Origin of the sequence: Xanthomonas sp. WHRI 8932A (assembly GCF_035012785.1) — a bacterium.
Lineage (GTDB): Bacteria > Pseudomonadota > Gammaproteobacteria > Xanthomonadales > Xanthomonadaceae > Xanthomonas.
Map to the genome: position 1 here is coordinate 223,930 of NZ_JAYGQQ010000011.1, position 25,435 is coordinate 249,364.

The 25,435-nt window shown below is 64.5% G+C and carries 24 protein-coding genes and 3 other RNA genes; 23 read left to right on the plus strand and 4 right to left on the minus strand.

What is annotated here, in order from left to right; all coding sequences use genetic code 11:
* Nucleotide 1 precedes the first annotated feature (1 nt).
* The 3 genes from VC212_RS18725 (at nt 2) to VC212_RS18735 (ending at nt 2,969) form a co-directional block, all read left to right on the plus strand.
* Nucleotides 2–694: a methionine ABC transporter permease gene (locus VC212_RS18725; protein WP_193552510.1), complete on the plus strand. Its 693-nt coding sequence runs from the start codon at nt 2–4 to the stop codon at nt 692–694.
* Between the two features lie 196 nt (nt 695–890).
* On the plus strand, nt 891–1,691 hold the full coding sequence (locus tag VC212_RS18730; protein WP_055847969.1) for a MetQ/NlpA family ABC transporter substrate-binding protein: 801 nt from the start codon (nt 891–893) through the stop codon (nt 1,689–1,691).
* A gap of 720 nt (nt 1,692–2,411) precedes the next feature.
* Complete coding sequence (locus VC212_RS18735) at nt 2,412–2,969, plus strand: DUF1453 domain-containing protein (protein WP_115554651.1); 558 nt, start codon at nt 2,412–2,414, stop codon at nt 2,967–2,969.
* 129 nt (nt 2,970–3,098) lie between these two features.
* Here the strand turns inward: VC212_RS18735 and VC212_RS18740 are convergent, their stop codons facing one another.
* On the minus strand, nt 3,099–3,770 hold the full coding sequence (locus VC212_RS18740; RefSeq protein ID WP_115513954.1) for an OmpW family outer membrane protein: 672 nt from the start codon (nt 3,768–3,770) through the stop codon (nt 3,099–3,101).
* A gap of 144 nt (nt 3,771–3,914) precedes the next feature.
* Here VC212_RS18740 and VC212_RS18745 point away from each other — a divergent pair, with 144 nt between their 5' ends.
* The 6 genes from VC212_RS18745 to VC212_RS18770 all read left to right on the plus strand — a co-directional run bounded on the left by VC212_RS18745 (nt 3,915) and on the right by VC212_RS18770 (nt 11,571).
* Nucleotides 3,915–4,475: a DNA-deoxyinosine glycosylase gene (locus VC212_RS18745; protein ID WP_115554650.1), complete on the plus strand. Its 561-nt coding sequence runs from the start codon at nt 3,915–3,917 to the stop codon at nt 4,473–4,475.
* 185 nt (nt 4,476–4,660) lie between these two features.
* Nucleotides 4,661–5,419: a DUF2884 family protein gene (locus tag VC212_RS18750; RefSeq protein WP_323515000.1), complete on the plus strand. Its 759-nt coding sequence runs from the start codon at nt 4,661–4,663 to the stop codon at nt 5,417–5,419.
* A 127-nt stretch (nt 5,420–5,546) separates the two neighbouring features.
* Entirely contained in the window at nt 5,547–7,307 is a 1,761-nt protein-coding gene (locus tag VC212_RS18755; protein ID WP_115554648.1) for a dihydrolipoyllysine-residue acetyltransferase, read from the plus strand.
* Complete coding sequence (locus VC212_RS18760; RefSeq protein WP_323514999.1) at nt 7,304–7,951, plus strand: hypothetical protein; 648 nt, start codon at nt 7,304–7,306, stop codon at nt 7,949–7,951. Before VC212_RS18755 ends, VC212_RS18760 begins: the two co-directional genes overlap by 4 nt.
* A gap of 16 nt (nt 7,952–7,967) precedes the next feature.
* Entirely contained in the window at nt 7,968–9,797 is a 1,830-nt protein-coding gene (gene lpdA / locus VC212_RS18765) for a dihydrolipoyl dehydrogenase (RefSeq protein ID WP_323514998.1), read from the plus strand.
* 496 nt (nt 9,798–10,293) lie between these two features.
* Complete coding sequence (locus tag VC212_RS18770; RefSeq protein ID WP_323514997.1) at nt 10,294–11,571, plus strand: amidohydrolase family protein; 1,278 nt, start codon at nt 10,294–10,296, stop codon at nt 11,569–11,571.
* A gap of 298 nt (nt 11,572–11,869) precedes the next feature.
* Here VC212_RS18770 and VC212_RS18775 read toward each other — a convergent pair.
* Nucleotides 11,870–11,945, minus strand: a non-coding RNA gene (locus VC212_RS18775) — sX9 sRNA.
* 291 nt (nt 11,946–12,236) lie between these two features.
* On the opposite strand from VC212_RS18775, the gene VC212_RS18780 reads away from it, so the two are divergent.
* Nucleotides 12,237–12,923: a DUF6624 domain-containing protein gene (locus VC212_RS18780; protein WP_323526518.1), complete on the plus strand. Its 687-nt coding sequence runs from the start codon at nt 12,237–12,239 to the stop codon at nt 12,921–12,923.
* Between the two features lie 52 nt (nt 12,924–12,975).
* On the opposite strand, the gene VC212_RS18785 is transcribed toward VC212_RS18780, so the two are convergent.
* A complete protein-coding gene (locus VC212_RS18785) occupies nt 12,976–13,788 on the minus strand; it encodes a hypothetical protein (protein ID WP_055847993.1) in 813 nt (270 codons plus the stop codon).
* Between the two features lie 634 nt (nt 13,789–14,422).
* On the opposite strand from VC212_RS18785, the gene VC212_RS18790 reads away from it, so the two are divergent.
* The 10 genes from VC212_RS18790 to VC212_RS18835 all read left to right on the plus strand — a co-directional run bounded on the left by VC212_RS18790 (nt 14,423) and on the right by VC212_RS18835 (nt 22,652).
* Complete coding sequence (locus VC212_RS18790; RefSeq protein WP_074059361.1) at nt 14,423–14,788, plus strand: hypothetical protein; 366 nt, start codon at nt 14,423–14,425, stop codon at nt 14,786–14,788.
* Nucleotides 14,789–14,813: 25 nt separating this feature from the next.
* Nucleotides 14,814–15,614, plus strand: coding sequence for a F0F1 ATP synthase subunit A (gene atpB, locus VC212_RS18795; RefSeq protein ID WP_055847994.1), 801 nt, complete (start codon nt 14,814–14,816; stop codon nt 15,612–15,614).
* Nucleotides 15,615–15,687: 73 nt separating this feature from the next.
* Nucleotides 15,688–15,990: a F0F1 ATP synthase subunit C gene (gene atpE, locus VC212_RS18800; protein ID WP_002814105.1), complete on the plus strand. Its 303-nt coding sequence runs from the start codon at nt 15,688–15,690 to the stop codon at nt 15,988–15,990.
* 113 nt (nt 15,991–16,103) lie between these two features.
* The gene (locus VC212_RS18805) at nt 16,104–16,574 is read left to right on the plus strand and encodes a F0F1 ATP synthase subunit B (protein ID WP_055847997.1); all 471 of its coding nucleotides are present in this window, start codon (nt 16,104–16,106) and stop codon (nt 16,572–16,574) included.
* Between the two features lie 3 nt (nt 16,575–16,577).
* A complete protein-coding gene (locus tag VC212_RS18810; protein ID WP_055847999.1) occupies nt 16,578–17,105 on the plus strand; it encodes a F0F1 ATP synthase subunit delta in 528 nt (175 codons plus the stop codon).
* A 47-nt stretch (nt 17,106–17,152) separates the two neighbouring features.
* Nucleotides 17,153–18,700, plus strand: a complete 1,548-nt coding sequence (gene atpA / locus VC212_RS18815) for a F0F1 ATP synthase subunit alpha (RefSeq protein WP_055848002.1) — start codon at nt 17,153–17,155, stop codon at nt 18,698–18,700.
* 181 nt (nt 18,701–18,881) lie between these two features.
* Nucleotides 18,882–19,745, plus strand: a complete 864-nt coding sequence (gene atpG / locus VC212_RS18820; protein WP_055848004.1) for a F0F1 ATP synthase subunit gamma — start codon at nt 18,882–18,884, stop codon at nt 19,743–19,745.
* A gap of 124 nt (nt 19,746–19,869) precedes the next feature.
* Nucleotides 19,870–21,276, plus strand: coding sequence for a F0F1 ATP synthase subunit beta (atpD, locus tag VC212_RS18825; RefSeq protein ID WP_055848007.1), 1,407 nt, complete (start codon nt 19,870–19,872; stop codon nt 21,274–21,276).
* A 137-nt stretch (nt 21,277–21,413) separates the two neighbouring features.
* The gene (locus tag VC212_RS18830) at nt 21,414–21,836 is read left to right on the plus strand and encodes a F0F1 ATP synthase subunit epsilon (RefSeq protein WP_055848010.1); all 423 of its coding nucleotides are present in this window, start codon (nt 21,414–21,416) and stop codon (nt 21,834–21,836) included.
* Between the two features lie 228 nt (nt 21,837–22,064).
* Nucleotides 22,065–22,652, plus strand: coding sequence for a chorismate mutase (locus tag VC212_RS18835; protein WP_323514995.1), 588 nt, complete (start codon nt 22,065–22,067; stop codon nt 22,650–22,652).
* 401 nt (nt 22,653–23,053) lie between these two features.
* On the opposite strand, the gene VC212_RS18840 is transcribed toward VC212_RS18835, so the two are convergent.
* Nucleotides 23,054–23,437 (minus strand): GtrA family protein, encoded by a 384-nt coding sequence (locus VC212_RS18840; RefSeq protein WP_046963367.1) that lies wholly within the window; start codon nt 23,435–23,437, stop codon nt 23,054–23,056.
* 134 nt (nt 23,438–23,571) lie between these two features.
* Here VC212_RS18840 and VC212_RS18845 point away from each other — a divergent pair.
* The 3 genes from VC212_RS18845 to VC212_RS18855 all read left to right on the plus strand — a co-directional run bounded on the left by VC212_RS18845 (nt 23,572) and on the right by VC212_RS18855 (nt 25,356).
* Nucleotides 23,572–23,647, plus strand: a non-coding RNA gene (locus VC212_RS18845) — sX9 sRNA.
* 80 nt (nt 23,648–23,727) lie between these two features.
* Nucleotides 23,728–25,092: a bifunctional UDP-N-acetylglucosamine diphosphorylase/glucosamine-1-phosphate N-acetyltransferase GlmU gene (gene glmU / locus VC212_RS18850; protein ID WP_323514993.1), complete on the plus strand. Its 1,365-nt coding sequence runs from the start codon at nt 23,728–23,730 to the stop codon at nt 25,090–25,092.
* Nucleotides 25,093–25,286: 194 nt separating this feature from the next.
* Nucleotides 25,287–25,356, plus strand: a non-coding RNA gene (locus VC212_RS18855) — sX9 sRNA.
* Nucleotides 25,357–25,435: the final 79 nt, after the last annotated feature.

Sequence of the window (25,435 nt, forward strand, 5' to 3'; positions counted from 1 at the left end):
CCTGCTGCCGATCGCCGCCGCTGGCGGCTTCTTCCGCAATCTCGATGCCGCCAAGTGGGGCGACATCGGGCAGGCGACCCTGGACACCTTGCTGATGCTGGCCGGCGCGCTGCCGCTGACCTTGCTGATCGGCCTGCCGCTGGGGGTTGCGCTGTTCCTGTGCGGCGCCCCGCAGCTGCGCCGTCGCCCGGTGCTGTACGGCGCGCTGGCGCTGGTGATCAACCTGCTGCGCTCGGTGCCCTTCATCATCCTGATGATTGCGATGATTCCGCTCACCCTGGCGTTGATGGGCACCTCGCTCGGCGTGCGCGGCGCGATTCTGCCGCTGGTGGTGGGCGCCGCGCCGTTCTATGCGCGCCTGGTGGAGACCGCATTACGCGAGGTGGACCGCGGCATTATCGAAGCCAGCCAGGCGATGGGCGCCACCACCCGCCAGCTGGTGCTGTGGGTGCTGTTGCCAGAAGCGCGCCCTGGCTTGATCGCCGGCGCCACCGTCACCACCATCGCGCTGATCGGGTTCACCGCCATGGGCGGGGCGATCGGCTCCGGCGGCCTCGGTGATGTGGCCTACCGCGAGGGCTATATGCGCTCGCATGCGGACGTCGCGTTGATCACCGTCATCGCCTTGCTGGTGCTGGTGCAGCTGCTACAGATGCTGGGCGACCGTTTAGTAGCGCGCTACAGCCGCCGCTGAGCCAGTCGCGTCGCTGCACGCGGCCGGTGAGTGCGACGCTGCATGCCGCTGCGGGCTGCAGGCGGATGCGCTGGCATCGCCCCGGTGTTTGTCTTGCAGGCACAGCCGTGCGGGCCGCCGCATCGCCGCTGCACCTGCGGTCTGCTAGGTTTAACGCCTGCGGCCCATCCGCATTCCTCCTCCCACGGACCCTTTCATGAGCACATTTGCGTTTCGTTCCCTTCTTGCTGCAGCCACGCTGGCATTGGCGTCCTGCGGCGGCAATGGCGGCAGCGGTGGCGACACCCTCACCGTGGCCGCCACCGCCGTGCCGCATGCCGAAATCCTGGAAGTGGTCGAACCGCTGCTGGCCAAGCAAGGCGTGAAGCTGGACGTGCGCGTGTTCAACGATTACGTACAGCCCAACGACCAGGTCGTGCAGAAGCAGATCGACGTCAATTATTTCCAGACCGAGCCCTATCTGGACGCGTACAACCGCGACCGCAAGAGCCAGCTGGTGACCGTGGTCGGCGTGCATATCGAGCCGTTCGGTGCGTATTCGCGCCGCTTCAAGGCGCTGGCCGATCTGCCGAGCGGCGCCGACGTGGTGATCCCCAACGACCCGAGCAACAACAGCCGCGCGCTGATCCTGCTCGACAAGGCCGGGGTGATCAAACTCAAGGACCCGAGCAACGCGCTGTCCACCCAGCGCGACATCGTCGACAACCCCAAGCAGCTGAAATTCCGCGAGCTCGATTCGGCGATGCTGCCGCGCGTGCTGGATCAGGTCGATCTGGCCCTGATCAACACCAACTACGCGCTCGATGCCGGGCTCAATCCCACCCGCGACGCGCTGGCGATCGAAAGTAAGGAGTCGCCGTACGTGAACTTCCTGGTGGCGCGCGCAGACAACAAGGACGACCCGCGCGTGCAGAAGCTGGCCAAGGCATTGACCAGCCCGGAAGTGAAGGCCTTTATCGAACAGAAGTACAAAGGCGCGGTACTGCCCGCGTTCTGAGGGCGATCAACCAAACGGCCGCGCGCAGCAGTGGGTACGCGCGGCCGATGGCCCGGTCGGGCATGCAGCATGCGCAGAGCCCAAGTCTGAGCTGCACGCTCTGATCGCCCCGTCCATTCGTGCCCGACAGTTTGCAACAACGCCGTCTTCGCGGTTTGACAGAGCTCAACGACAACGCGCGAGCCTCTAAACGGAGCTCGGCACTGTGGCGACGGTTGTCGCCCATCCTTGAGCCATTCGTGCGCGCGTGCTGCCGATGCGGGGCGCAGACTGCGCATTCCCTTCAACCGCACCCACTCCGCAGCGATGCCCTCGGCACCGCATGCGATGCTGCCTTGGCGGTTTGACAGAGCTCAACGACAAAGCGCGAGCCTCCAAACGGAGCTCGGCATTGTGGCGACGGTTGTCGCCCCTCCTCGAGCCATTCGTGCGTGCGCACTGCCGATGCGGGGCGCGGACTGCGCATTCCCTGCAACCGCACCCACTCCGCAGCGATGCCCTCGGCACTGCATGCGATGCTGCCGAGATGCGGCGTCTGACGCTTGCGAATCCATGCAGTGCGATGCGGGCGCAGACGGCCCACCCAGCCACTCATTACGCCGCGCGCTGCCAAGTAGAGGCGTGCAAGCGTACGCGGCCGATTGCGCGTGCAGCGCCGAACACGCGCGCCTGACGCAGGCGTAGTAGCGTGGTCGGCCATCTTCTTCGGCCATTGACGCGATGCCCCTGCTTCTTGCCATCCCGCTGGCCGTGATCATCGCCCTGGCGGTGTTCGCGGTGCTGTTTCCGTTATCGCTGCTGCAACGTTTTCGTGTCGGTACCGCGCGGCGTCAGGCACGTGGCTGGTTGTTGATGATCAACCTAGCGTCGGCGGCGCTGTCCAGCGTGTTGTTCGTCATTTTTACCGCGATCGCCGCGGCATTCTGGCCGGGTGCGATCAGTCATGCCGCCTTCGGTTGGGCCTGCGGGCTGGCGCTTGGGGTGCTGGCATTGCGCCTGACCCGCTTCGAGCGCACCGCCCAAGGGTTGTTCTATCGACCCAATCTCTGGCTGGTGCTGGCATTGACGGCGCTGGTGGTGGTGCGGGTGATCGCCGGCATGGTGCAGGGCTGGCGCAGTGCCTGGCAGGGCGTGGCGTGGCCGGTCGATGGCTGGCTCAGCCACGCCAGCCTGTTGGGCGCCGCCGGCGTGCTGCTCGGCTACGCACTGGCTTACGCCACCTTGCTGTGGTGGCGTTGGCGCACCGCGCGGTTGCGCGGCAGCGTCTACTGGCGTTGAAGCGCGACGCGCACGCCAGCCAGCAATGCCGAATGCGTCGATGCAGGCTGGCGCACGTGGATGTTGGACATAAAAAAACGGGCCTTGCGGCCCGTTTTTTCGACTCAGACGTTACGTGTCGCGACGTGCTTAGAAGCGCGCGCCGACACCGAAGCCAACGGTCCACGGATCCAGTTCCAGCTCGCTGCCGGTACCCTGGCCGCCGACACGCAGTTCCGGACGCGAACGCATGTAGCGGGCGTCGGCACGTGCGAACCAGGTGGAGTTGATGTTCATGTCAACACCGACGGTGCCGATCACGCCCTTGGCGGTATCCAGGCCAACGTGCTGACCGGTGGTCGACGCCGCATCGATCTTCTCGTTGCTGAAGTTCGACTCGTAGTAGCCCACGCCCACGAACGGACGGAACACATTGTCGGCCTGGCCAAAGTGGTACTGGCCGCTGATGGCGATCGGCTGCTGCTCGACGGTGCCCACCTTGCCCACGCCATCGGCGTTGACGCGGTGATTGAACTTGTCGGCAGCGCCCCACACTTCAACAGCCCAGTTGTCGTTGATGTAGTAGCTGGCGCTCAGCGTCGGTGCCGGGCCGCCATCGACGTCCAGGCCCGGAGCCGGATCGTTCTTCGGCTTGATCAAGGCGACACCGCCGACCACTGCCCAATGCTTGCCGGACGCGCTATCGGCGCTGGTGGAAGTCGAGGAGGTATCGCCGGTATAGGTGGTGTCCTGCGCGAACGCGGACGGTGCAATCGCAAGTGCGGATACAGCAGCCAGGCTCAGGATGGAAATGGCACGCATTGGGGGTCTCCTCGCATAATTTTTGTTAGGCCCGTGGAGTGGGCCGCGCCAAAGCTATTCCTGAAAATCTGAATCCACGCCCACCTGCGACTCGCTAAAATTTCGTTTGTTCAGGAACTTTCCCAAGAAGGCCGTGGTTGCGACATGCAAGCTGAAAAAGACATTCACGCAGATGCGATTGCCGTGACGAAAAACGTCGTGCGTGACGGCTTGCCAGCGCACATTCCTAACGATTGCCGTGTCTTGGTACTCGGCTCGATGCCAGGTATCGCCTCGTTGGAGGCGGGCCGCTATTACGCGCATCCACGCAATCGGTTCTGGCCAGTGATGCATGCCCTCTTGGGTATTGATGCTGCTGCCATGTATGCCGCACGCATGCAGGCATTGAACGCACAGGGTGTCGGGTTATGGGATGTGATCGGCCAATGCGCGCGTCGCGGCAGCCTGGATGCTGCGATCGTCGCAGACAGTGTCGTGGTCAATCCGCTGCCTGCGTTGCTGGCAGGTTTGCCGCAGCTGCGCATGGTGGCCTGCAATGGCGCCGCGGCGGCGCAGGCCTGGCATCGCCATGTACAGCCGGTGTTGTCGCAGGACGCGCGCAGCGTACCGCTGCTGGCCTTGCCGTCCACCAGTCCGGCCAACGCCGCCTGGTCGTTGCCGCGGTTGTGCGCCGCATGGCAACCGGTGCGCGAAGCGTTGGGGTGATGCGGCTCTGGCGCACGTCAATGAATCGCCGACGATGACGCGTGTCTGCGCAATGCGCGCCCGTCAGCGCGTGCGCATGCAACCAGCACGTCGCCAGCTGCCGCCATAAGTCATGCCAGCGTCCGGCACAGGCAGCCCGCAGCGCGTGGCCGCACAGTGCAGGTAGCACATGAAGGAGCACCGCGATGACGATCAGGCATGCAATGACGATGGCGGCAACGCTCGCACTGGGCATGCTCACTGCAGCAGATGCGGCGCTTGCCGACGAGATGCAGTGCGATGTCAGCAGCGATTACGACCTCACGCTCAATCCGCGCAGCCTCATCCTGATTCGTAACGCCGGGACGCCGCAGCGCCTGGTGATGCGCCAGGGCGCGTTGTTCGTCGACGATCGCTGGGTGACGCTGAGTGCAGACGACCGTAGCCGCCTGATCGAGTTCGAGCGGCAGACCCGTGAGGTGGTGCCGCTGGCGCAGGAGGTCGGGCGCGAGGCCGCCGACATCGCGGTCACCGCGCTCGGCGAAGTGGCGGCCGGGTTCAGTCGCAGTCCCGAGGCGACCCGTGCGCAACTGGCCAGCGTGCGCGAAAAGATCGATCTGCGCTTGAAGCAGAGCTTCAGCAAAAGCCAGCTCACACCCGTGAATATCGACGACGACATCGGCGCGCTGGTCGCCGAGGTGTTGCCGCAGTTGATCGGCGATGTGATCGCCGGTGCGGTGCAGTCCGGGCTCACCGGCAACGATATGCAGCTGCGTTCGCTCGATGGGCTGGAAGCGCGCATCGAGCGTCTGGTCGAGCCGCAGGCACGTGCATTGCGCCCGCGTGCGCAGCGCTTGTGCGACCGCGTCGAAGCGCTGGATGGGCTGGACAATGCGCTGGCGTATCGTTTGCCCTCGGGCGCGCCACTGCACCTGTTGCAGGTGGATCGACGCGCCTCGAAATAAGCATGCACCTGCATGCGCGGACGCTGCATCCTGCGGGCCGTGCGATTTTTTCGACGCCAATGGTTGGCGCTGCGGCCCGTGGCCGGCCACAATAGGGGTTTCCCCATCTGTTGCCGGAGTTCCCCGTATGGCCGAAATCAAGGAAGCACTTGTCCCCGATATCGGTGACTACAGCGACGTCCCGGTAATCGAGGTGCTGGTGTCGGTCGGCGATACGGTCGCGAAGGACCAGAGCCTAGTCACGCTGGAATCGGACAAGGCCACGATGGAAGTGCCCTCGTCGGTGTCCGGCGTGGTCAAAGAGATCAAGGTCAAGGTCGGCGATTCGCTGTCGCAGGGCGCCCTGGTGGCGCTGATCGAAGTGGCCGATGCCGGCGCTGACACTGCGGCCAAGCCTGCCGCCGCTGCTCCTGCTGCTCCGGCCAAGGCTGCGCCCGCTGCTGCACCGGCACCTGCTGCCAAGGCCGCGCCGGCTGCACCTGCCGCCGAAGGCGGTCTGGTCGAAGCGCGCGTGCCCGATATCGGCGACTACACCGACATCCCGGTGATCGAAGTGCTGGTTGCCGTCGGCGATACCGTCGCCAAGGACCAGAGCCTGGTCACGCTGGAATCGGACAAGGCCACGATGGAAGTGCCGTCCTCGGCCGCCGGCGTGGTCAAGGAGCTCAAGGTCAAGGTCGGCGACACGCTGTCGCAGGGCAATGTGGTGGCGATCATCGCTGCCAGCGATGGCGGCGCCGGTGCGGCGCAGTCTCCGGCCAAACCCACCACCGACACCGCCGAAACTGCCGGCAAGGTCGAGCCGGTCGCGGTGTCGGCCGAGCCGGACAAGCTGGCCCAGCGCGAGATTGCGCAGGTGCAGGGCGCACGTTCCAGCGACGCCTCGCAAGGCAGCCAGCCATCGGCCGGCAACCCGAGCAGCCCGCCGGTGACCTTCGACGCCGACAGCGTGCTGCCGTCCAAGGTGGCCTATGCCAGCCCGGTGGTGCGCGTATTCGCACGCCAGCTGGGCGTGGATCTGAACCAGCTCAAGGGCAGCGAAAAGGGCGGCCGCATCACCCGTGAAGACGTGCAGCGCTTCGTCAAGGCCGCGCTCACCGGTGGCGCGCCTGCCGCAGCCGGTGCCGCACCGGCCGGTGGTGGCAACGGCCTGAACCTGCTGGCCTGGCCGAAGGTCGACTTCAGCAAGTTCGGCGAGACCGAAACCCAGCCGCTGTCGCGCATCAAGAAGATTTCCGGTGCCAACCTGGCGCGCAACTGGGCCATGATTCCGCACGTCACCCAGTTCGAATCGGCCGACATCACCGACCTGGAAGCCCTGCGCGTGGCGTTGAACAAGGAAAACGAGAAGGCCGGCATCAAGCTGACCATGCTTGCCTTCCTGGTCAAGGCCAGCGCCGCGGCGCTGAAGAAGTTCCCCGAATTCAACGCCTCGCTCGACGCAGCTGGCGAAAACCTCACGCTGAAGAAGTACATCAACATCGGGTTTGCCGCCGATACGCCGAATGGGTTGGTGGTGCCGGTGATCCGCGATGTCGACAAGAAGGGCGTGCTGCAGATCGCCCAGGAAAGCGGCGAGCTGGCCAAGAAGGCGCGCGACGGCAAGCTGGGCCCGGCCGACATGAGTGGTGGCTGCTTCTCGATCAGCTCGCTCGGCGGCATCGGCGGCACCGCGTTCACGCCGATCATCAATGCGCCGGAAGTGGCGATCCTGGGCGTGTCCAAGTCGGCGATGCAGCCGGTCTGGAACGGCAAGGAGTTCGTGCCGACGTTGATGCTGCCGTTGTCGCTGAGCTACGACCACCGCGTCATCGACGGCGCGCTGGCAGCCCGCTTCACCACCTACCTCAGCCAGGTGCTGGCCGACATGCGTCGCGTCCTGCTGTGAGGACTGCACTGCTGACGATCGCCCTGCTCGGCGTGTTGCCGTGGACCTGCGCGGTGGCACGTGAGTGCGACAGCACGCTGGGGCGCGGCTGGCCACCGGCCGTGGGCAACTACGGCACCGCGGTGAGCACGCTGCTGGACGGCGGCAACAAGCCGGCATTGTCGTTGCTGACCCTGCCCACACGTGGCGTGGAAAGCGGCGTGTCGCTGGTGCCGGGTAAGGACGGCGCCGACTGGACCCTGCGCCATAGCCGCGCCGACGAGCGCGTCTACAGCTGGGTCAGCCAGAGCGATCGCGGCAGTGTGCAGTTCCGCACCGAGCAGACGCCGGAAACGGTCGAGATCCCGATTCCGGCGGCGTTGGCCAAACGGCTGGTCAGCAACTGGACCGCGGCCTTGACCCAGCTGGCACCGAGCGGCCGCACCGCGCCGGTGACCGAGGGCGAGGTGCTGTCGTTCCAGGTCGAGGGCGTGCGCTACAGCGGCACGCGCCCGAGTTGCGGCGCGGGCGAACTGCTGCTGCAACAGGCCGCGCTGCTGATCGAAGCCAGCGACGGCAAGGAAAAGAAGCGCGACAAGCGCTGGACCCAAATCGAATCGTCGCTGGATGAACTCCAGCAGACGCTTGCCGGCACGGCCGGTTAAGCCACAGGAGAAGCAAATGGCGGTCATTGAAATCAAGGTTCCTGACATCGGCGATTACAGCGATGTCCCCGTCATCGAAGTGCTGGTCGCCGTGGGCGACAGCGTGGCCAAGGACCAGGGCCTGGTCACGCTGGAATCGGACAAGGCCACGCTGGAAGTGCCGTCTTCGGCTGCCGGTGTGGTCAAAGAGCTCAAGGTCAAGATTGGCGACAACTTGTCCGAAGGCGCCGTAGTGCTGCTGCTGGAAACCGAAGGCGAGGCCGCCGCGCCTGCGCCCGCCAAGGCCGAGACCAAGGCAGCCGCGCCTGCAGCTCCCGCGGCCGCCGCACCCGGCAGCAAGCCGCCGGTGACGCCGTCGCACCGCGCCCCGGCCGAGCCGGCTGCGCCCAAGCCGGCGCTGGCCAGCGGCAGGACCGCGGATATCGACTGCAAGATGGTGGTGCTCGGCGCCGGCCCCGGCGGCTACACCGCTGCGTTCCGCGCTGCCGACCTGGGCCTGGACACGGTGCTGATCGAGCGCTACGCCAGCCTCGGCGGCGTCTGCCTCAACGTCGGCTGCATCCCGTCCAAGGCGCTGCTGCATGCCGCCGCGGTGATCGATGAAGTGGCCCATGCCGGCGATTTCGGCGTGGACTTCGGCCAGCCCAAGATCACCCTGGACAAGCTGCGCGAGTACAAGGAAAAGGTGGTCGGCAAGCTCACCGGCGGCCTGGCCAGCATGGCCAAGCAGCGCAAGGTGCGCACCGTTACCGGTGTGGCCAACTTCGTCTCGCCCAACGAGTTGGAGATCGTCGGCGACGACGGCAAGACGCAGCTGCTGCGCTTCGAGCATTGCGTCATCGCCGCCGGGTCGCAGGCGGTGAAGCTGCCCAACTTCCCGTGGGACGACAAGCGCGTGATGGACTCCACCGACGCGCTGGAGCTGCATGACATTCCCAACACCCTGCTGGTGGTTGGCGGCGGCATCATCGGCCTGGAAATGGCCACGGTGTATAGCGCGTTGGGCAGCAAGGTCACCGTGGTCGAGTTCATGGATCAGCTGATGCCGGGCGCCGACAAGGACCTGGTCAAGCCGCTGGCCGATCGCCTGAAGAAGCAGGGCGTCGAGGTCCATCTCAAGACCAAGGCTACCGACGTGAAGGCCGACAAGAGCGGCATCACCGTGTCCTTTGAAGCGGCCGTGGAGGGCGAGAAGCCCGGCCTGCAGGCGACTGCCTTCGATCGCGTGCTGGTGGCCGTGGGCCGCTCGCCCAACGGCAAGAAGATCGGTGCGGAGAAGGCGGGCGTCACCATCACCGAGCGCGGCTTTATCCCGGTGGACCGGCAGATGCGCACCAACGTGCCGCACATCTTCGCCATCGGCGACATCGTCGGTAACCCGATGCTGGCACACAAGGCCACCCACGAAGGCAAGCTGGCTGCTGAAGTGGCGGCCGGCGAGAAGAAGGAATGGGTGGCGCGGGTGATTCCGTCGGTGGCGTACACCAACCCGGAAATCGCCTGGGTCGGCGTCACCGAGAACGAAGCCAAGGCCAAGGGCCTGAAGGTCGGCGTGGCCAAGTTCCCGTGGGCTGCCAGCGGCCGCGCGATCGGCATCGGCCGCACCGAAGGCTTCACCAAGCTGATCTTCGACGAAGACACCCACCGCATCATCGGTGGCGCCATCGTCGGCGTGCATGCCGGTGACCTGTTGGCCGAGATTGGCCTGGCGATCGAGATGGGCGCCGAAGCCGAAGACATCGGCCACACCATCCACGCGCATCCGACCCTGAGCGAATCGGTCGGCATGGCGGCCGAGGTGTACGACGGCACCATCACCGACCTGTACATCCCGAAGAAGAAGTAACAGCTCGCCTCGGCTGCTGTCAGCAACGCCCCGCCTTGTGCGGGGCGTTGTCGTGATGGGGCTCAGTGCGCGTGATCGCTTTTGCTGTGGTCGTTGCCGGTGCAGTTGCAATTGCAATTGCAGTTGCCGTTGCCGTTGCCGTTGCGGTGCCATGCCATGCGTGTGGTAGGGGTCAAGTGCATGCGGCGCTACTGCGCACGCGCGGATTTTTCCGCGGTTTCCAGCGTGGTACGCAGCCGCATGTGGCGACCCCGCTTGGCGGCTGCACTCGATCGCATGCGTCGACAATGCTGACCCCTGCAAGCGGATTTAGTAGGTCATCCGGCAGCCTCCAGTCTGGGCGCGTGGCGCTCGTGCATCGCGCGCGCGTCAGGCAGGGCTGACGCCGCCACGCATGGCATTACCACAGTGCGATATCGGTGGCGCTTGCACAGCCCGCAGCGCGCTTGCACCATCGGGTCGCGGACACGCCGTCCGCAGCTCAGGGACGACCCCGATGTCGAAGATGCGTTTGCCGGCGCTGCTCGCCGCTGCTGGCTGTCTGTGTGCCTCGCTGTGTGCGTACGCTCAGACCACCGTGATCACCGCCGCGCGCCTGCTGGACGTGCAGACCGGCCGCTATGTGGACAAACCGCAGATCGAAGTGGCCGCCGGCCGTATCACCCGCGTCGGTCGGCAGGGCGATCCGCTGCCGGCCGATGCGCAGCGCATCGATCTGGGCGAGCGCACACTGTTGCCGGGGTTGATCGACATGCATGTGCATCTCACCGTGGATCCCACCCTGGGCGGCTATAAGGGCCTGGAGTACACCGACAACTTCTGGACCGTGGTCGGTGTGGCCAATGCCGCAAAAACGCTGCGCGCAGGCTTCACCACGGTGCGCAATGTCGGTTCGCTCCACTACGACGATGTCGCGCTCAAACAGGCGATCGAGCGCGGCACCGTGCCCGGCCCGCGCATCGTGCCGGCGACCTACGGCATCGGCGCAACCGGTGGCCACTGCGATGCCACCGAATTCCCGCCCTCGGTCAAAGTCAGCGGCCCCGGTGTCGCCGATGGTCCGGACGCGATCCGCGCCGCGGTGCGGACGCTGCGCAAATACGGTGCAGAAGTGATCAAGTTCTGCGGTACCGGCGGGGTGCTGTCCAAGACCGACAGCGTCGGCGGGCAGCAATACAGCCTGGAGGAAATGCGCGCGCTGGTGGACGAAGCGCACCGGCTGGGCCTGAAGGTCGCCGTGCACGCCCATGGCACCGCCGGCATCAACGATGCGATTCGCGCCGGTGCCGACACCATCGAGCACGCCAGCCTGGCCGATGCGGAGTCCTTCAAGCTGGCCAAGGCGCATGGCACCTGGTTCTCGATGGACATCTACAACGACGACTACATCCTTGCCGAGGGCGAAAAGAACGGTCTGTTCGCTGAATCGCTGGAAAAGGAGCGCCAGATCGGGCGCAAGCAGCGTGAGACCTTCCGCGCCGCGCACGCGGCCGGAGTGAAGCTGGTGTTCGGCAGCGATGGCGGCGTGTATCCCAACGGCGACAACGCCCGCCAGTTTGCCAAGATGGTGGAGTGGGGCATGACGCCGTTGGAAGCAATCCGCGCCGCCACCGTGGATGCAGCCGAGGCCCTGGGGCGCAGCAACGATGTCGGCACCATCGCCCCGGGCCGCTACGCCGATCTGATTGCGGTCAGCGGCGATCCGCTGCAGGACGTCACCGTGCTGCGGCAGGTAGAGGGCGTGATCAAGGGCGGCGAACGCGTCGCCGAGTGAGCACCCTGGCGCTTGCCGGTGCGTAGCTGCAGCATGCCGCTGGTTGACGATGCGCGCGCCATTGGTGCGCTGATCGACAAGGGACTCACTGAGCCGCGTGGCAACGCGATTGGAACTTGAAAGAGCACGCAAAACCGCGCATCCGCAGGCAAGGGCGGCATGGGCGTTACAAGCCGGCCGATGACATGGCTGCGCAACCGCGCCCCAGAGCGGTTAGCAGGACGTAGCCAGCAGTCGTCAGGTGGGTATGGCGGCACAAGCCGGCCGATGGCGTGGCTGTGCAACCGTGCCCCAGATCGGCTAACAGGATGTAGCCAGCAGTCGTCAGGTGGATATGGACGACGCGGACGAACCAGAGTGAACGCGTAGTCCATGCGGCAGCGCGCACCGGCCGCCCCGCCTGGCGGTGAGCACAGTCGTGTTGTTGGCCGCCCTTACCCGGAACCGGATGTGCATGACATCCCTGCGGGCGGCAACGTCTGCGCACGATGCCGACAACGCAGGCGCCCGCTCAGCCGCTGCAAGACCTCGTCGCCCCGTCTTGCACGAGGCATCGTGGCTTGGGCATGCTGCAGGTGGAAGCTGTCCGGATGTCCGGCCACGCAGTCCATCACACTGAGTGTCGATCGATGCGCAAGGCCGTGCTCGGAATTGGGATGAGCTGCATGCTCGCGACGGTGACCGCCGCAGCTGCGTCCACGCAGGACGATCCGGAGATGGCGGCGGCGCTGGCCAAATGCCCAAGCGCGGCGGCGTTCGTGCGCGCGCAGGAGCAGGCCAAGGCGGATGCCGCGACCGCCACCCCTGCCGAGGCGACGGCAGCTCCCAGCGCCCCCGCATTGCGCGCGCGGTTGCTGGAGATGGAGCGCCTGGATCAACAGGTCCGCAACGGTGACTGGTCGCAGGAAGCGGTGGGCAAGATGGTGGCGATGGACGCCGAGCATCTGCCGCAGATGCGTCGCATCGTCGCCGAACACGATGGTTTGCCCAGCGTGGCGCAGGTTGGACGCGACGGCGTGGCCGCCGCCTGGCTGCTGGTGCAGCATGCCGACGCCGATCCGGCCTTGCAGGAGCGCGTGCTGGGCACGCTGACCCGGCATGGCGCACGCAGTGGCGAGGTGTCGGCGCACCAATTGGTGTTGCTGACCGATCGCGTGCTCATCGCGAACGGCAAGCCGCAGCGTTACGGCAGCCAACTGATCCCAGAGCAGGGACGTTGGGTATCCAAGCCGATCGCCGATCCGGCGCAGGTGGACGTACTGCGCGCCGGCATGGACGAGATGCCGCTGGCCGACTACGTGTGCGTGGCCACCCAGCTGTTCCCGGTGCCGTCGACGCCGCCCGGCAGCTGAAACGCGAACGGCCCGCACAGGGCGGGCCGTTCGCTTGCAACAGTGGCGCAGATCAGAACGCGAACGTCACGCCTGCCACCGGGCCCTTGAACTCCTGCTTCAGGCCGATCAGGCCATCGCTGCCGCGCTGGTCGACATCGAGCTTGAACCAGTCGTAGCCGGCGAAGATGCCGAAGTTCTTGGTGAAGCGGTATTCGGCAATCGCGTTGGCGCGGCTCAGGTCGCCCTCGTAGTCGTCGAAGTTGCCCCAGCTGGTGTTGAGGTACTGGCCCTGCACGTTGAACAGCCAATGCTCGCTCGGACGCGCGGTGAAGCGGACGCCAACCACCGGCGCAACGCCATCGGCCTTCTCGTCCAGCACATCGCCGGAGAACACGCTGCCCAGATCGGCATACGCATTGGCTTCAACCTTGGCGTATTCGGCACCGATCTGCAGGCCCAGGCTGAATTCCGGCGAATCGATCACCGAGTAGTCGTACACCAGGGTCGCGACCTGATACTTCAGCTCACCCTTGATGAAGCTACCGGTCGGCACGGTCACGCCACCGGCGCTCAGATCCTGGGTCAGGGTCTCGCGGCGATCCTTGTCGTACTTGAAGTAATCGAAGATCAGGCGCTGACGGGTGCTGATGCGGAACACGCCATCGACGCGCGGCTCCCATTCCTTGCCGCCCAGCTTGAAATCTTCGTTGACCGACACATTGTTGCCTGCCACCAGCGTGTTGCCACGGATGGTGTTGTCGTTGTCCACGTTCATCGCACCGAGGCGAATCTGGAAGCGGTCATCGCTATCTTCGGCGTGCGCGGGGGCGACGTAGGCGACGGCCAGAACGCACGGGATCGCCAGTGCAAGGAGGTGTTTCATGGGGAGCTCCGTAATCTTGGAATGGTCAGGCCGATGGGCCAGTGGCGCGCACTATCGATAAGGCGGCGTCTTTCAAAAGTGAAGAAATCGTCGCACACGTGTGAAGGCCGATATAGCAATCGGACAAAACGGTCCGCAAGTCCCAACAGGCATGGGCATCGCGCGCAGGGCGCGGCAAATCCAGGGTTGAAGACGACCCGCGCAAAGTGTGTCGCAGTGCATACCATCAGGTACGGTCATGGCCGCCAACTGCGCAACGGATGACGTTCCGCACGCTGCTGTGCCCCGAACCCAGTCACTGCACAGATCGAAATATCGTGCAGTGCGGCGGATTGGACCGCGGATGGGAAAGTGTCAGGGTGCGACAAAATGCGTAAAAAGCGGGAGCCCCGGTCTCCCAGGGCTCCCATACGCGACCTGCGGCGGTACCTTTCGACGAGGATGTGCAGGCCTCGCAAGTTCTGACCGTCGGTTTGTGGCAAAGTTCCCACCCGCCGCCACGACGCATGCTTGGTGCATTGCAGCAGCGAATGACTTCTGCCGGTTGTCTCGCAATTTGTCCCATTGCTATACTTTCGCGGCTCGACGAGGCGCAACTGCGCTTCCCCCCTCATTCACACGTAAGGTAACCGTAGTGCTGAACTCCGTTGACGCGGGTCGGCGGTTGATGCTGCGCGCTGCGGTATATCCGCTTGCTGCTGTAGCTATAACCAGTCTGGGGTTGCTGTTGGTCGGTCCCCGTTACTCTGCCGGTCTGGCATTGACCGGGTTTGCGACGGTACTGGGCGGTTGGGTTGCGGCACGCACCGCGCTCGGCGGCGGCATCCAGGCAGCCGGAATCGCGATGGTGCGGTTGGTGCTGGCGATGGTGCTGAAGTGGGTGTTGGTATTTGCGGCGTTGTCGCTGGGCTTTGCCCTGTGGCGGTTGCCTCCTCTGGCTCTGTTGGCAGGTATCGCCATCGGGTTGATTTTTCAGGTTCTGGCTCTGGCCAGGCGTTGATTCGAACTTAAAGGGCTCCAGACACATGGCGGGCGAGGCAGCAACACCTACCTCCTATATCCAGCATCACTTGCAGAACCTGATCTATCCGGTTCGCGAGGGTGGCGGCACGTTTTGGACCATCCACGTCGATACCCTGGTCATGGCCGTGTTGATGGGCCTGGTCATGGTGCTGGCGTTCTGGACGGCGACCCGCAATGCCACGGCCGGCGTGCCGGGCAAGTGGCAGGCATTCGTAGAAATCTGCCTGGAGTTCGTCGACCGGCAGGCCAAGGACACCTATCACGGCAGCAGCAAGCTGGTGACGCCGATCGCGATCACCATCTTCTTCTGGATCCTGTTGATGAATCTCCTCAAGATGGTTCCGGCCGACTTCATCGCCATTCCGCTCGGTTGGGCAGGCATCCACGCCTGGAAGCCGGTGCCCACCGCCGACGTCAATGCCACCTTGGGCATGTCGATCAGCGTGTTCTTCCTGATGATCGTCTTCTCGCTGCGCTCCAAGGGCGTTGGCGGCATGACCAAGGAATTCCTGACGGCGCCGTTCGGCAAATGGATGATGCCGTTCAACCTGCTTTTGAACATCGTCGAGTGGCTGAGCAAGCCGATTTCGTTGGCGATGCGACTGTTCGGCAACATGTTCGGCGGCGAGATCGTCTTCCTGCTGATCTGGGTGCTGGGCGGTGCGGGCATCGCCGGCATGGTCGCTGGCGGCGTATTCGGCCTTGGCTGGATGCTGTTCCACCTGTTGGTGATTCCGCTGCAGGCCTTCATTTTCATGATGCTGTCGATCGTGTATCTGAGCCTTGCGGAAGACAGTCACTGAGTTTCGCTACACCCTTCATACGCTTCATCTCGATTCATCCATCACCCTTAGAAACTTTCGTTCGGAGATCACCATGTACCTCGCCGTCCTGACCAACCTCGCTCAAGTCCAGAGCTCCACCGTCCTCGCCGTCGGCATCATGATCGGCCTGGCCGCGCTGGGTGCCGGCCTCGGTCTGGCCATCATGGCTGGCAAGTTCCTGGAATCGGCCGCGCGCCAGCCGGAACTGATTCCGGTGCTGCAGGTGCGTATGTTCATCACCGCCGGCCTGATCGACGCCGCGTTCATCATCAGCGTCGCCGTCGGCCTGCTGTTCGCCTTCGCCAACCCGCTGGCCCAGGTGTTCATCGAGCGTCTGTCGCAGGCTGCCGGCTGATCCAGCGGTAGCAGGATGTGGATGCAGCCAGTGCGGCTGCGCCCGCGGATGAAGGTCGGAAAGCGTCGCCACTGCGGCGGCGCTTTCACCCCTAAACAGCGATTGAGCGACCCATGGATATCACCCTTACCATCTTTGCCCAGGCGCTGGCCTTCGCCGGTCTGATCTGGATCGTCGCGACCAAAATCTGGCCGCCGCTGCTGCAGGCGATCGAAGAGCGTCAGCAAAAGATCGCTGAAGGTCTGGCTGCCGCCGATCGTAGTCAGAAGGATCTGGCGCAGGCCCAGGAAAAGGTCAACGAAGCACTGAAAGACGCACGCACCAAGGCCAACGAGATCATCGATCAGGCCCATGCGCGCGCCAATCAGATCATCGAAGCGGCCAAGCTCGAGGCGATTGCCGAAGCCAACCGTCAGAAGGATCTGGCCCAGACCGAAATCGACGCATCTGCCACCCGTGCCCGCGAAGAACTGCGCAAGCAGATCTCGGTGCTGGCGGTCAGCGGCGCCGAGAAGCTGCTCAAGCGCGAAATCGACGCCAACGCTCACAAGGCGCTGCTCGACGAGCTGGCGGCGGAGATTTAACCGATGAGTCAGGCCCTCACACTTGCCCGTCCCTACGGCCGTGCCGCGTTTGCAATCGCGCGTGAGGGCGGCACGTTCGCGCCCTGGTCCGATGCGCTGGCGTTTTCGGCGCAGGTGGCCGGCGACCCACGCGTGGCTGCGCTGCTGCTCAACCCGGCCCTGCGCCAGGAACAGGCAGTGACGTTGCTGGCGCCGCCGCAGGCTGGCGAACACTATCTGCGTTTCCTCGGCCTGCTGGCCGATGCGCATCGGCTGTCGCTGTTGCCGGAAGTGGCGGGGCTGTACGAACAGCTGCGTGCCGAGGCCGAGCATGTCGTCAAGGCGACCGTGACCTCGGCCACCGAGATGACGCCGGCCGAGCTGGACACGATCGCCGCTGCACTGAAGAAGCGTTTTGGCCGCGAGGTGGACATCACCACCGCGGTAGATGCATCGCTGATCGGCGGCGCGGTGATCGACACCGGCGACGTGGTCATCGACGGCTCGCTGAAGGGCAAGCTCGCGCGTCTGCAAAGCTCGCTCGCCCACTGAATTCACATAAACGCATGGCCCTCGCGGCCGGCACCTAGGACTGAACGATGGCAACCACGCTCAACCCCTCCGAAATCAGCGACCTGATCAAGACCCGCATCGAGACGGTCAAGCTGTCCGCGGAGTCGCGCAACGAAGGCTCCGTGACCAGCGTGTCCGACGGCATCGTGCGCATCTTCGGCCTGGCCGACGTGATGCAGGGCGAAATGATCGAACTGCCCAACAACACCTTCGCCCTGGCGTTGAACCTGGAGCGCGATTCGGTCGGCGCCGTGGTGTTGGGCGATTACGAAAACCTGCGCGAAGGCGACGTGGCCAAGACCACCGGTCGCATCCTGGAAGTGCCGGTGGGTCCGGAACTGCTGGGTCGCGTGGTCAACGCACTGGGCGAGCCGATCGACGGCAAGGGCCCGCTGGGTGCCACCCAGACCGCACCGGTCGAGCGCGTTGCGCCGGGCGTGATCTGGCGTAAGTCGGTCGACCAGCCGGTGCAGACCGGTTACAAGTCGGTCGATGCGATGATCCCGATCGGCCGCGGTCAGCGCGAGCTGGTCATCGGCGACCGTCAGACCGGCAAGACCGCGCTGGCGATCGATGCGGTGATCAATCAGAAGGGCACCGGCATCAAGTGCGTGTACGTGGCGATCGGCCAGAAGGCCTCGACCGTTGCCAACATCGTGCGCAAGCTCGAAGAAAACGGCGCGCTGGCGCACACCGTGGTGGTGGCTGCGACCGCGTCCGAATCGGCCGCGATGCAGTACATCAGCCCGTATGCCGGCTGCACCATGGGCGAATACTTCATGGATCGCGGCGAAGACGCGCTGATCGTGTACGACGATCTGTCCAAGCAGGCCGTGGCCTACCGCCAGATCTCGCTGCTGCTCAAGCGTCCGCCGGGCCGTGAAGCCTATCCGGGCGACGTGTTCTATCTGCACTCCCGCCTGCTGGAGCGCGCAGCGCGCGTGTCCGAGGAGTACGTGGAGAAGTTCACCAACGGTGCGGTGACCGGCAAGACCGGCTCGCTGACCGCGCTGCCGATCATCGAAACGCAGGCCGGCGACGTGTCCGCGTTCGTGCCGACCAACGTGATCTCGATCACCGACGGCCAGATCTTCCTGGAAACCGACCTGTTCAACGCCGGTATCCGTCCGGCCGTGAACGCCGGTATCTCGGTGTCGCGCGTCGGTGGTGCGGCCCAGACCAAGATCATCAAGAAGCTGTCCGGCGGCATTCGTATCTCGCTGGCGCAGTACCGTGAGCTGGCGGCGTTCGCGCAGTTCGCCTCGGATCTGGACGAAGCCACCCGCAAGCAGCTCGAGCGCGGTCAGCGCGTCACCGAGCTGATGAAGCAGAAGCAGTACGCACCGATGTCCATCGCCAACCAGGCGCTGTCGATCTATGCCGTCAACGAGGGTTACCTCGATGAAGTGCCGGTCAACAAGCTGCTGGCGTTCGAAGAAGGCCTGCACGCGCACTTCGCCAACACCCAGGGCGAGTTGATCTCCAAGATCAACAGCACCGGCGGTTGGGACAACGACATCGAAGCCGCGTTCAAGAAGGGCATCGCAGAGTTCAAGACCACCGGCACCTGGTAAGGCGCCGGGATTCGGGATTGGGCATTCGGGATTTGTAGGAGCGGTGGTTCGGGGCGTTGGCCCATGTCGAATCACCGCTGCCGAATCCCAGATTTAGGAATTAGAGAGTCGTGAAGTGGGACGCGGGAGGCTCTGGCCATTCTCGATTCCCGATTCCCGATTCTCACGAGCGGAGCGAGCAATGGCAGGCGGACGCGAAATCAAAACCAAGATCAAGAGCGTGCAGAACACCCGCAAGGTGACGCGCGCGCTCGAAATGGTCTCGGCCTCCAAGATCCGCAAGGCGCAGGAGCGCATGAAGACCTCGCGTCCGTATGCGCAGGCGATGAAGCAGGTGATCGGGCATCTGGCGCAGGCCAGCACCGATTTCCAGCATCCGTTTCTGGTCGAGCGTGAGCAGGTCAAGCGGGTCGGTTACATCGTGATCTCTTCCGACCGCGGCCTGGCCGGCGGTCTGAACAACAACCTGTTCCGCAAGATGCTGGGCGAAGTGCGCCCGTGGCAGGACAAGGGCGCCGAGATCGACGTGGTGACCATCGGTCAGAAGGCGTCGGCGTTCTTCCGGCGCATCAAGGTCAACATGGTCGGCAGCGTGACCCATCTGGGCGACAGCCCGCAGGTCGAGCAGCTGATCGGTGTGATCAAGGTGATGATCGATGCCTTCATCGACGGCAAGGTCGACCGCGTGTATCTGGTCTACAACCGCTTCGTGAACACCATGACGCAGAAGGCCAGCTTCGATCAGCTGCTGCCGCTGCCGGCCGCCGAGCACAAGGTGGCGCATCACGATTGGGACTACCTGTACGAACCCGATGCGGCGACCGTGCTGGAGCACGTGATGACGCGCTACATCGAGTCGCTGGTGTACCAGGCCGTGCTGGAGAACGTCGCGTCAGAACATGCCGCGCGCATGGTGGCGATGAAGGCCGCCAGCGACAACGCCAACAAGATGATCGGCACCTTGCAACTGATCTACAACAAGGCACGTCAGGCGGCGATCACCCAGGAAATTTCGGAAATCGTCAGCGGCGCGGCCGCTGTCTAGCCGGGAATGGAGAATCGTGAAACGGGAATAGGCAAGGCTTCGGTGCTCTTGATCTTCCCATTCCCCATTCTCGATTTCCCATTCCCGACACAAGAATCGAACAGACATTAGTGGAGTTATCCAAATGAGTCAGGGCAAGATCGTTCAGATCATCGGCGCGGTCGTCGACGTCGAGTTCCAGCGCAATGAAGTACCCAAGGTCTATCACGCGCTGAAGGTCGAAGGCACCGCCATCACCCTGGAAGTGCAGCAGCAGCTCGGCGACGGCGTCGTGCGCACCATTGCGCTCGGCTCCACCGACGGCTTGAAGCGCAACCTGCTGGCGACCAACACCGAGCGCGCTATTTCGGTGCCGGTCGGCGCCGGTACGCTGGGCCGCATCATGGACGTGCTGGGTCGTCCGATCGACGAAGCCGGCGACGTGCAGGCAGCGGACCATTGGGAAATCCACCGCGCCGCACCGTCGTACGAAGACCAGTCGTCCAGCACCGAATTGCTGGAAACCGGCATCAAGGTCATCGACCTGATGTGCCCGTTCGCCAAGGGCGGCAAGGTCGGCCTGTTCGGCGGCGCCGGCGTCGGCAAGACCGTCAACATGATGGAACTGATCAACAACATCGCCAAGGCGCACTCGGGTCTGTCCGTGTTTGCCGGCGTGGGCGAGCGTACCCGTGAGGGCAACGACTTCTACCACGAGATGAAAGATTCCAACGTTCTGGACAAGGTCGCGATGGTGTACGGCCAGATGAACGAGCCGCCGGGCAACCGTCTGCGCGTGGCGCTGACCGGCCTGACCATGGCTGAATACTTCCGCGACGAGAAGGACGAGAACGGCAAGGGCAAGGACGTGCTGCTGTTCGTCGACAACATCTACCGCTACACGCTGGCCGGTACCGAAGTGTCGGCGCTGCTCGGCCGTATGCCGTCGGCGGTGGGTTACCAGCCGACCCTGGCCGAAGAAATGGGCGTGTTGCAGGAGCGCATCACCTCGACCAAGAGCGGTTCGATCACCTCGATCCAGGCCGTGTACGTGCCTGCGGACGACCTGACCGACCCGTCGCCGGCGACCACCTTCGCCCACTTGGATTCCACCGTCACGCTGAGCCGTAACATCGCTTCGCTGGGCATCTACCCGGCCGTGGATCCGCTGGATTCCACCAGCCGTCAGATGGATCCGCTGGTGATCGGCAACGAGCATTACGACACCGCCCAGCGCGTCCAGCAGACCTTGCAGAAGTACAAGGAACTGAAGGACATCATCGCGATCCTGGGCATGGACGAGCTGAGCGAAGAAGACAAGCAGTCGGTGTCGCGCGCACGCAAGATCGAGCGTTTCTTCAGCCAGCCCTTCCACGTGGCCGAAGTGTTCACCGGCTCGCCGGGCAAGTACGTGTCGCTGAAGGACACCATCCGCGGCTTCAAGGCGATCTGCGATGGCGAATACGACCACCTGCCGGAGCAGGCGTTCTACATGGTCGGCAATATCGAAGAAGCCGTCGAGAAAGCCAACAAGATGAGCTCCAAGGCTTAACGGCCGGGATTTGGCATTCGGGATTCGGGATTTGGTACGGCGGTGAGCGGGAGCGTGATTGGTGGTCGTGGCGGCGAATGCGCTGTTGCTAATCCCCAATCCCGACTCCCTAATCCCCACCTCACAAGGTAGGCACCATGAGCACTATTCGTTGCGACATCGTCAGCGCCGAGAAGGAAATCTTCCACGGTGAGGCGACGCTGGTCGTGGCCACCGGCGAACTGGGCGAGCTGGGCATTGCGCCCAAGCACGCGCCGCTGATCACCCGCCTGAAGCCGGGCAAGGTGGTGGTCACCACCGCCAGCGGCGAACAGCTGGATTTCGCCATCTCCGGCGGCATCCTGGAAGTGCAGCCGCAGGTGGTGACCGTGCTGGTCGACACCGCGATACGGGCGCAGGACATCGACGAGGCCGCGGTCCGCAAGGTCAAGGAAGAAGCCGAGCGTTTGCTGGCCAACCGTGGCGATACGGTGGATGTGGCCCAGGCGCAGCGTCAGCTGGCCGAGGCGACGGTGCAGTTGCAGGCACTGGAGCGGTTGCGCCGCACCCTCAAGCACTGATCAATTGCCTGCCCCATTGTCTGCGGGCAAGCGACATGCTTCAGCTGTAATGCCGCAGGCAGATGTGGATTGGAAACGCCGACCTTCGTGTCGGCGTTTTCGTTTTTGGAGATGCGCCTGCGTGGCGCAAGGCCGCGTGTTGTGGACAGCGCGCACACTGCGTGGCTGGTTGCCATGCAGCGCTTCGCTGCGCCATGGCATGGTCACCCCCGACATTGAGGACACCCCATGACCCGCTCGATCGATGGCTTACGCGGTTATGCACTGACGTGCACGCTTGCGGTTGCACTGCTGGGTTGCGCGCTTCCGGTACGCAGCCAGCCGCCGCTGGATCCGCTGTTGGATCGCATCGTGCAACGCAATGCGATCGGCGATGCGGTGGCGCTGAGCAAGTGGGATAGCGGCAAGTCGGTGCTGGACCAGGCGCGCGAAGCGGCGGTGCTGCAGAGCGTGCGCGATCAGGCGCCGGCACACGGGCTGGATGCCGACGACGCGGCGCGCTTCTTTGCGGCGCAGATCGAGGCCAATAAATCGGTGCAGTACGCGCTGTTGAACCATTGGCATGAACGTGGACGGGCACCGGACACCGCTCGCCCGGATCTGGCCGCACTGCGCGCGCGTCTGGACCAGCTGCAGGGCGAGTTGCTCGATGCGCTGGCCGATGTCGCAGCGGCGCGCTCGGCGGCGCAATGCTCGGCCAGCACGGCACGTGCGGCGACACATTACGCTGGGCAATGGCAGCTGGATGCCTTGCACCGCGCGGCACTGGTGCGTGGCCTGGGCGACTTCTGTCAGCAGGCACTCGCCAAGAGCTAGCGCGGTGTGGTCGGTACACGGCGGGGTTGAGTAAGGCGACTGCCGTGATGATGTTTCAGCAAGGTCGACGCAATTCCATGCGAACCAAGCCGCCGCAGAGTGCCGCGCGGCTTCCCCCTCGATCGCAATCCGCCTGTAAAACGGAATCAAGGTGAAGCCGGTGGCGGGGCAGTGTGCAGCGCTTGCTGGCTGCCGTTTTCCTGCAGCAGATGGGATGTACTGTCGCCGTGGTGCGCAACGGCGGTGCGTTGGCAGATGCCGCTCTTAAGCCTCGTCAGCGTATGGGCAGCGCACATTTGGAAGACGCCTGCAGTGCGGGCGTTGCTGAGTGACTGAAGCGGGAAACAGTCGGCTGCCTTGGTTCAACGACGCGCGCTCCAGCCTCGGTCGCCCGCGCGCGTTCAGCGATACACCACGTGCCGGCCAAGGAAGAACGACACGATCGCCAGCCCGCCTTCGACCAGTGGCTTGGCCAGCCAGGCCTGGCGCAGGCCGACCAGATCCACCGTCGCCGACAGCAGCCAGGTGCTGATCAGCGTCAACGCCAGCCACATCACCGCAAAGCGGCGGAAACGCTGCCAGCCCAGGCGCGCGCCGCCTTGTTGGGCGAAGGTGTAGCGGCCGTTGAGCCAGAACCCCAGCACCGCGCCGCTGATGCGCCCGAGCAGATTGGCCGGCACCGTCGGCATGCCGGCGGCGGTGGCGGCGATGAAGATGCCGCAATCCACAGCCAATTGCAGGCCGCCAATCAGGGTGAACTGGCTGCCTTGGCGAAACAGGCTCATGCGTGCCGGGGACGAAGAAAGGGCGCCCATCCTAGCCGCCGCAGTGCTAAAAAAGTTGTCATCGCGTGTTCAAGAGCAGCTAACAAAACGACTGTGCTCACCGTCAGGCGGGCGCGGCCGGTGCTCGGTGCGGCATGTACCACTTGTACCCTCCGGTTCCTCCGCGCCGCCTGCACCCACCTGACGACTGCTCGCTACGTCTTGTTAGCCGCTCTAAGACATCGATCGAGCACGCGGTTTTGCATGGCTGCGACTAGAATTTGCAGATCTTTCTGCCTTTGGAATTCTTGATGACCCTGCCCCTGCACGTCGTGATCCTGGCTGCGGGCGAGGGCAAGCGCATGCGCTCGTCCCTGCCCAAGGTGCTGCAGCCGCTGGCGGGCCAGCCGATGTTGGCGCATGTCATCGCCACCGCACGGCAGCTGCAGCCTGCCGCGATCCATATCGTCTACGGGCACGGCGGCGATCAGGTGCGTGCCGCATTTGCCGGGCAGGCCGATTTGCAGTGGGCCGAGCAACAGCAGCAGCTGGGCACCGGCCACGCGGTACAGCAGGCGATGGATGCGATTCCTGATGCGGCCACCGTGCTGGTGCTGTACGGCGATGTGCCGCTGATCCAGAGCGAGAGCCTGCTGCAGTTGTTGCACGCACCGGGCCGGATGGCGGTGCTGGTCGCCGAGCTTGCCAATCCCACCGGCTACGGACGCATCCTGCGCGATGCCGAAGGCAAGGTGGCGGCGATCGTCGAGCAGAAGGACGCCAACGACGAGCAGCGACGCATCCGCACCATCAATACCGGCATCCTTACCGCCGAATCCACTGCACTGCGGCGTTGGCTGGGTGGCTTGTCCAACAACAATGCGCAGGGCGAGTTCTATCTCACCGACGTGTTTGCCAGCGCCGCCGCCGACTTCACCCCGGCCGACATGGTGCATGTGGGCGACCCGCAGGATGTGGAAGGCGCCAACGACCCATGGCAACTCGCTCAGCTTGAACGCGCCTGGCAGCTGCGTGCGGCGCGTGCGTTATGCCTGCAGGGCGTGCGCATGGCCGACCCGGCGCGCGTGGAGCAGCGCGGCACGGTGCAGGTGGGGCGCGATGTACAACTGGACATCGATGTGATTCTGGAAGGCGATGTGACGCTGGGCGATGACGTGGTGATTGGCCCGTTCGTACGCTTGCGCGATGTGACGCTGGGTGCCGGCACGCAGGTACGTGCGCACTGCGATCTGGAAGGTGTGGTGACCGAGGGTGCGGTGATGATCGGCCCGTTCGCGCGGTTGCGTCCGGGCACGCTGTTGGCCGATGGCGTGCATATCGGCAACTTCGTCGAGACCAAGAAGGTCACGATGGGGGTGGGTAGCAAGGCCAACCACCTCACTTACCTGGGCGATGCGGTGATCGGCAGCAAGGTCAATATCGGCGCCGGCACCATCACTTGCAACTACGATGGCGTGAACAAGTCGCAGACCACCATCGGTGATAACGCGTTCGTCGGCTCCAACAGCGCGTTGGTGGCGCCGATCGAGATCGGCGCCAATGCCACCATCGGTGCGGGCTCGGTGATCACCCGCGCCGCGCCGGCCGGCCAGCTCAGCGTGGCACGCCCGCGTCAGACCGTGATCGAAGGCTGGGAGCGGCCGACCAAGAAGTAGCATGGAACGCTATCGCGGTGCGGACGCATTAAACAGCAGTTGTGCTCTGCTGCAATGGTGGACTGCGTTGCAGGTCATGACGGAAGGTGCACGATGCAGCTACGACCAGACACGCTGTTGATCCTGCCACGCGGCGCGGCTGATAGAACGACGGCGCAGCCGCGAGGCGGGCGTGGCGGTTCCTCGGACGCGGCATGGGCCAATCGCACATTGCCGTTCGCCGGCCGCATCCATCTGACGATTGCTCGCTACGTGTTGTTGGCCGCTCTTAGAACCTGTTCACGATCTTTCCTGATCAGTGCAGACTATGCGGATGCGCCAAAAGACCTATCCGAGCGACATG

Coding starts and splice junctions, on each gene's coding strand:
- VC212_RS18835 (WP_323514995.1), top strand. CDS start 22,065: ATGACCCGCTCGATCGATGGCTTACGCGGTTATGCACTGACGTGCACG.
- VC212_RS18730 (WP_055847969.1), top strand. CDS start 891: ATGAGCACATTTGCGTTTCGTTCCCTTCTTGCTGCAGCCACGCTGGCA.
- VC212_RS18830 (WP_055848010.1), top strand. CDS start 21,414: ATGAGCACTATTCGTTGCGACATCGTCAGCGCCGAGAAGGAAATCTTC.
- glmU (WP_323514993.1), top strand. CDS start 23,728: ATGACCCTGCCCCTGCACGTCGTGATCCTGGCTGCGGGCGAGGGCAAG.
- VC212_RS18840 (WP_046963367.1), bottom strand. CDS start 23,437: ATGAGCCTGTTTCGCCAAGGCAGCCAGTTCACCCTGATTGGCGGCCTG.
- atpE (WP_002814105.1), top strand. CDS start 15,688: ATGTACCTCGCCGTCCTGACCAACCTCGCTCAAGTCCAGAGCTCCACC.
- atpA (WP_055848002.1), top strand. CDS start 17,153: ATGGCAACCACGCTCAACCCCTCCGAAATCAGCGACCTGATCAAGACC.
- VC212_RS18785 (WP_055847993.1), bottom strand. CDS start 13,788: ATGAAACACCTCCTTGCACTGGCGATCCCGTGCGTTCTGGCCGTCGCC.
- VC212_RS18770 (WP_323514997.1), top strand. CDS start 10,294: ATGTCGAAGATGCGTTTGCCGGCGCTGCTCGCCGCTGCTGGCTGTCTG.
- lpdA (WP_323514998.1), top strand. CDS start 7,968: ATGGCGGTCATTGAAATCAAGGTTCCTGACATCGGCGATTACAGCGAT.
- atpB (WP_055847994.1), top strand. CDS start 14,814: ATGGCGGGCGAGGCAGCAACACCTACCTCCTATATCCAGCATCACTTG.
- VC212_RS18740 (WP_115513954.1), bottom strand. CDS start 3,770: ATGCGTGCCATTTCCATCCTGAGCCTGGCTGCTGTATCCGCACTTGCG.
- atpG (WP_055848004.1), top strand. CDS start 18,882: ATGGCAGGCGGACGCGAAATCAAAACCAAGATCAAGAGCGTGCAGAAC.
- VC212_RS18755 (WP_115554648.1), top strand. CDS start 5,547: ATGGCCGAAATCAAGGAAGCACTTGTCCCCGATATCGGTGACTACAGC.
- VC212_RS18750 (WP_323515000.1), top strand. CDS start 4,661: ATGACGATCAGGCATGCAATGACGATGGCGGCAACGCTCGCACTGGGC.
- VC212_RS18810 (WP_055847999.1), top strand. CDS start 16,578: ATGAGTCAGGCCCTCACACTTGCCCGTCCCTACGGCCGTGCCGCGTTT.
- VC212_RS18735 (WP_115554651.1), top strand. CDS start 2,412: ATGCCCCTGCTTCTTGCCATCCCGCTGGCCGTGATCATCGCCCTGGCG.
- VC212_RS18805 (WP_055847997.1), top strand. CDS start 16,104: ATGGATATCACCCTTACCATCTTTGCCCAGGCGCTGGCCTTCGCCGGT.
- atpD (WP_055848007.1), top strand. CDS start 19,870: ATGAGTCAGGGCAAGATCGTTCAGATCATCGGCGCGGTCGTCGACGTC.
- VC212_RS18745 (WP_115554650.1), top strand. CDS start 3,915: ATGCAAGCTGAAAAAGACATTCACGCAGATGCGATTGCCGTGACGAAA.
- VC212_RS18780 (WP_323526518.1), top strand. CDS start 12,237: ATGCTCGCGACGGTGACCGCCGCAGCTGCGTCCACGCAGGACGATCCG.